We start from the raw sequence: 5,287 nt of genomic DNA, 5'->3' as shown, positions 1-5,287 counted from the left end.
CTCCTATATTGACAAAGGTTATTGAACAAGGAATTCGCGAAGGTACATTTAAAACACCTTATCCAAAAGAAACAGTTGAAGTTTTGTTAGTGTCTTCCAGTTTTTTATTTGATGAAGGTATTTTTCAGTGGGAGCCGGCTGAATTGATGCAAAAAGCAATTGCATTTACCTACATTTTGGAAACGACATTAGGGGCGGAAAAAGGAAGTTTTAGCTATTTACTAAAGAAACTTGGACAGTGAGGAGAAAAGGGAAATATGACTATGCCTATTATTGTTGTGGAAGATTTTGTGAAAAAATATGGAAGTTTTACTGCGGTAGATCGAGTTTCATTTACTGTTGAAACAGGTAGTATCTTTGCGTTTTTGGGGCCGAACGGTGCTGGGAAAAGTACTACGATTAGTACGTTATGCACAATAACGGATAAGACTTCCGGCACGTTATTAATCGATGGAAAAGATATTGCAACCGAAAAAAATGCGGTAAGAAATGCAATTGGAGTTGTTTTTCAAGATTCAACACTGGATAGAAAAATGACGGTAGAAGAAAATTTAAACATGCATTGTGTTTTTTATCATGTACCTAAATCTATTGTCAATGAGCGTATTGATTTTGTCTTAAATATAGTGAATTTATCGGAATGGAAAAAAGCGATGGTGAGCAGTTTGTCAGGCGGGATGAAAAGACGGGTTGAAATTGCTAGAAGTCTTCTGCACATTCCGAAAGTATTATTTTTAGATGAACCTACTACAGGCCTTGATCCACAAACTAGGGCAAACATTTGGGAATACATTCTTAAACTGCAAAAGGAAAGAAATATTACGATATTTTTAACGACCCACTATATGGAAGAAGCTGAAATTTGTGATAATGTTGCGGTAATTGATCACGGTAAAATAATTGCTTTTGATAAGCCGAGTGAACTAAAAAAACAGTATTCAAAAGATATTGCTGAAATTATAAGCAGTAATGAACACGGATTGGAAAAATTATTGGAGAAATATCAAATGGGCTATAAAAAATGGGCTAAAGTATACGCTGTTGAAGTAAATAAATTAGCTTCTTTTTTAGAAATGGTTGGGGAGCATAAAGAATCAATTATGAGTCTAGAAGTGAAAAAAGGAACGTTAAATGATGTGTTTTTAAAAATTACCGGACGGGACATAAGGAGGGCAAGCAATGAGAACGATAACAGCTCTAATATATAGAAATATAAGATTGTTTATGAGAAATCGACTTCAATTAATCTTGCTGCTCATTATGCCTTATTTCTATCTTTATTTGATCAGTACTATTTTTAAAAGTGTATCGATTAACGATTCGATGAATTATGTTCTAGCCGGGATTGTTATCATCGTAGTTTTTCAGACGTCATTAAATATTGCTACATCAACAATTGAAGATATTTCTTCCGGATATATGAAGGAAGTGTTAGTAAGTCCTGTTAAAAGAGTAGAGATTGCTATAGGTCAGATATTATCTTCCACAATAATAGCTACATTCCAAGGGATTTTAATATTGATAATAGGATATTTTCTTGGAATGAAATATACAAGTCTAATTACACCACTTGCGATTATTGCCTCCATGATTCTTATTGGGATTGTATTTTCTTCCTTTGGGTTATTTTTAGCTGCATCTGTAAAAAATGCGCAAACGTTTCAGATCATTTCTGTAGCTGTAACTACGCCAATAACTTTTTTATGCGGTGTGTATGTGCCACTGAGCTTACTCCCTAATGGATTACAGTTTCTTTCTTTATTTAACCCAATGACATATGCGACTGCTTTTTTCAGAGCATTAAGTTTAGAAAAATTATCCGTATCCGCAGATGAATTAGTTGCTCAAGAGTTAGCATTTAAAATAAGTAATTATGTTATTACACCCCAGATGAGTGTACTCATTGTTGCATTATTTGGCTTATTATTTATCATTCTATCAACGATCGTCTTTTCTAAAGTTAATTTTTCAAGAGTAAATCGCTCTTACGGTAATAAAGATATATTTCAGCAATAAATTTGCTAGCTAATATAACTTTTATTGAAAGGTAGAGAAGATAAATGCTGGCCAAAATTGTAAAAAAAGATTTATTAAAAAATAAAATGATTACGTTATCCTTGTTTATCTTTATGGTGTTATCGACATTTCTTGTTGCTTCAGGAACGAATATTATTTCCGAGCTGACAAACGCTTTAAACGCTCTATTTTTAAAATCAAATGCTCCTCACTATGTACAAATGCATGCGGGGGAATTAGACGAGGCAGAAATTGAAGCATTTGCATCAACCAACAACTTAGTTAAAGAAGTACAAGTGCTGAAGATGTTACAAATTGACGGGGCAAATATCCATTTTGCGAGTGGAGATGAGGGAACAGAGAGAAATGTGATGGATCATTACTTTACAACGCAAAATGAATTATTTGATCATTTATTAAATTTGGACAGTCAAATGATTGAAGTTTCACAAGGAGAAATCGCTGTTCCGCTTTATTTTATGCAACAAAACAATGTACACATTGGTGATGAAATAAATATTACAAATGAACGTTTTAATTTAGAGTTAACCGTTGTAGATTTTGTTCGCGATGTGCAAATGAATCCATCGATTATCCATTCGAAACGGTTCGTTGTCCATGAAACAGATTTAAATAGACTAAAAGGGCACCTTGGTGAAATAGAATATTCGATAGAATTTTTACTCACTGATCTAGGTCAATTAAATGAATTCAGGAATCAATATGATCAAGCGAATTTGCCGTCAAAAGGACCAGCGATCGACTACCACATGTTTAAAATATTGCATGGGTTAACGGACGGGATGGTCGCTGCAGTCATTATTTTAGTAAGTATTTTACTTTGTATCATTGCAATTCTTTGTGTCCGTTATACGATGTTAAGTGCGATGGAAGAGGATTACCGCGAAATCGGCGTAATGAAAGCAATCGGGATACCTTCCTATGACATTAAAAAAATGTACTTATTAAAGTATATCGTACTTGCCGGTTTAGCTTCTGTAATTGGATATATAGCATTTTTATTTTTAAATCGGCTATTTACCAAAAATATAATGGTTTTTATCGGCACTGCTCCTAAAAACTTTTTTCATCATTCCACACCGATTCTTGCCATATGTTTCATTTTCCTTCTAATTGTTTCGTTGTGTATGTTAACACTTCGAAAATTTAATCGTATTTCAGCGGTATCAGCAATACGTTCAGGAACAGTTGGAGAGACGAACACTCGAAAGATTTTACCGATGAATAAATATCTAAATGTAGATTTTTTTCTTGCTATAAGGGATGTATTTGCTCAAGGCAAAAGTTACAGCTTACTTTTAGTTGTGTTTAGCATTTGTACGTTTATTCTCATTGTTCCAATTAATTTTTTAAATACGATAGAGTCTCCTAACTTCATTAAGTATATGGGCGTGGAAAAAAGTGATATGCGAATGGATCTGCATCAATCGGCTCAAATTGTAGAAGATTTCAACCAAATGATTCAGACGATTGAAAATGATTCAGAGATCGAACGGTTTGCTCCACTAGTTACCAGTCAATTTAAAGTACTAAATAATGAAGGAATCGAAGAAAACATTACTGTTCAAACGGGGGACTTTTCAATTTTTCCATTGGAGTATATAAACGGTCACGCTCCAAAAAATGAGGCAGAAATTGCACTATCTTATTTAAATAGTAAAGAACTTGAAAAAAACGTTGGCGATAAACTTCAGCTCGTAGTAAATGGAAAAGAGCAGAAGATGGTTGTTAGTGGCGTATACCAGGATGTAACGAATGGTGGGCGTACAGCCAAAGTATCTATCCCTTTTAACTATGAAACTGCACTATGGTACGAAGTGAGTTTAGATGTAAAACCCCAAGTGAATATAAATGAGAAAATGGCTGAATATACAAAACTGTTTCCTGCTGCAAAGGTAACAGACATCAATAGTTATTTGACTCAAACATTTGGAAATACAACCAGGCAGTTAAAGACTTTTACCATGTTAATCGCAATAATTGCTATCTTTGTCACCATATTAATTACAACCTTATATCTTAAAATGTTGGTAGCAAAAGACGCCAGTCAGCTTTCCATTATGAAAAGTATCGGATTTTCATATAGAAACCTTAAAATGCAATACGTAATTCGAATGATATTTGTTTTAGGTGTAGGAATTTTTATCGGAACAATTATTTCAAATACAATCGGTGAAAATATTGTTAGTACTATTTTAGCTTTTATGGGGGCTTCTAACATTCAGTTTATGATTAATCCGGTTGTAGCTTATATGTTTATCCCGCTCGTATTAATTACTGGTGTCGGGATCACTACAATGCTCAGCATTACCGCTGTAAAGAAGTTATCGATCATTGGAAAGAGTGGCTAAAAAGGAGGGGTTTTATGGGGATCATTTTGCAATCTGAAAAATTGACTAAAACATATAATGAAGGAAAAGAAAATCAAGTCCATGTACTTAAAAATGTGGATCTGTCTATTAAAACGGGAGAGTTCGTTGCTGTCATGGGTCCATCGGGTTCCGGTAAATCAACGCTTCTTTACAATATTAGTGGGATGGATCAAATGACAGCAGGAAGTGTATTGTTTAAAGGTCAAGAAATAGCTGATCTTACGGAAAAAGAGCTTGCTAAACTACGATTACATCATATGGGATTTATTTTTCAGCAACATCATTTATTAAAAAACTTATCTATTTATGAAAATATAATCCTCGCTGCATATTTGGCGAAGAAAGCTAAGGAGCAGAATCTAAACAAAAGAGCAATGGATTTAATGAAAAAGCTAGGGATTACGGAACTCAGAGATCATGATATTACCCAAGCATCAGGAGGACAGCTACAAAGGGTGGCAATTTCTAGGGCGCTAATGAATAACCCTGACATTATTTTTGGCGATGAACCTACTGGTGCATTAAACTCCAAATCTGCGTTTGAAGTGATGGAAATCTTACGGGAAATTAATGAGTCAGGAACAACGATTCTTTTAGTAACACATGATGTCAAAGTAGCTGCAAGAACTGAACGCATTCTTTACATGTTAGACGGGAATCTTGTTGGTGAAAAACGGCTTGGAAAGTATAAACTGGAAAATGATGATCTGAAGTTAAGAGAAGATATATTATCGAGATGGTTAATAAAACAGGGATTTTAGATAAATATTTGTCCCGAATTTACGAGCAGGCAAAAAAAGAAGTAAAGCAATCATTAATAGAGGATGTTCAAAAAGTCCGGTGAAAATGACACTGCATTAGGGGAACTTCGACTAAAT

Annotated in this window: 4 protein-coding genes and 1 pseudogene; all 5 read left to right on the top strand. The window is 34.2% G+C overall.

The genetic code is table 11. From position 1 onward, the window contains the following. A pseudogene (locus ACPYKA_RS18415) lies at positions 1-242 on the top strand (TetR/AcrR family transcriptional regulator); the annotation flags it as partial. A gap of 15 nt (positions 243-257) precedes the next feature. Beyond that, positions 258-1,208, top strand: coding sequence for an ABC transporter ATP-binding protein (locus ACPYKA_RS18410; RefSeq protein WP_479543661.1), 951 nt, complete (start codon positions 258-260; stop codon positions 1,206-1,208). Beyond that, positions 1,180-2,016, top strand: a complete 837-nt coding sequence (locus ACPYKA_RS18405; protein ID WP_479543660.1) for an ABC transporter permease — start codon at positions 1,180-1,182, stop codon at positions 2,014-2,016. The genes ACPYKA_RS18410 and ACPYKA_RS18405 overlap by 29 nt, the downstream gene beginning before the upstream one ends. A 44-nt stretch (positions 2,017-2,060) precedes the next feature. After that, positions 2,061-4,388 carry an ABC transporter permease gene (locus ACPYKA_RS18400; RefSeq protein WP_479543659.1) on the top strand — a complete coding sequence of 776 codons (2,328 nt, stop codon included), beginning with the start codon at positions 2,061-2,063 and terminating at the stop codon, positions 4,386-4,388. 14 nt (positions 4,389-4,402) lie between these two features. After that, a complete protein-coding gene (locus ACPYKA_RS18395) occupies positions 4,403-5,170 on the top strand; it encodes an ABC transporter ATP-binding protein (protein WP_479543658.1) in 768 nt (255 codons plus the stop codon). The last annotated feature ends 117 nt before the right edge of the window (positions 5,171-5,287 follow it).

The organism is Pseudogracilibacillus amylolyticus (SeqCode) (assembly GCF_051918545.1).
In the GTDB taxonomy this organism is placed as follows: domain Bacteria; phylum Bacillota; class Bacilli; order Bacillales; family Amphibacillaceae; genus Pseudogracilibacillus.
The sequence above is the reverse complement of the archived record's forward strand: the minus strand, read 5'-3'. Positions and strand labels throughout refer to the sequence as shown.

What these genes read in the sequence shown, in the direction of transcription:
- ACPYKA_RS18400 (WP_479543659.1), top strand. Translation starts at nt 2,061, where the DNA reads ATGCTGGCCAAAATTGTAAAAAAAGATTTATTAAAAAATAAAATGATT.
- ACPYKA_RS18405 (WP_479543660.1), top strand. Translation starts at nt 1,180, where the DNA reads ATGAGAACGATAACAGCTCTAATATATAGAAATATAAGATTGTTTATG.
- ACPYKA_RS18395 (WP_479543658.1), top strand. Translation starts at nt 4,403, where the DNA reads ATGGGGATCATTTTGCAATCTGAAAAATTGACTAAAACATATAATGAA.
- ACPYKA_RS18410 (WP_479543661.1), top strand. Translation starts at nt 258, where the DNA reads ATGACTATGCCTATTATTGTTGTGGAAGATTTTGTGAAAAAATATGGA.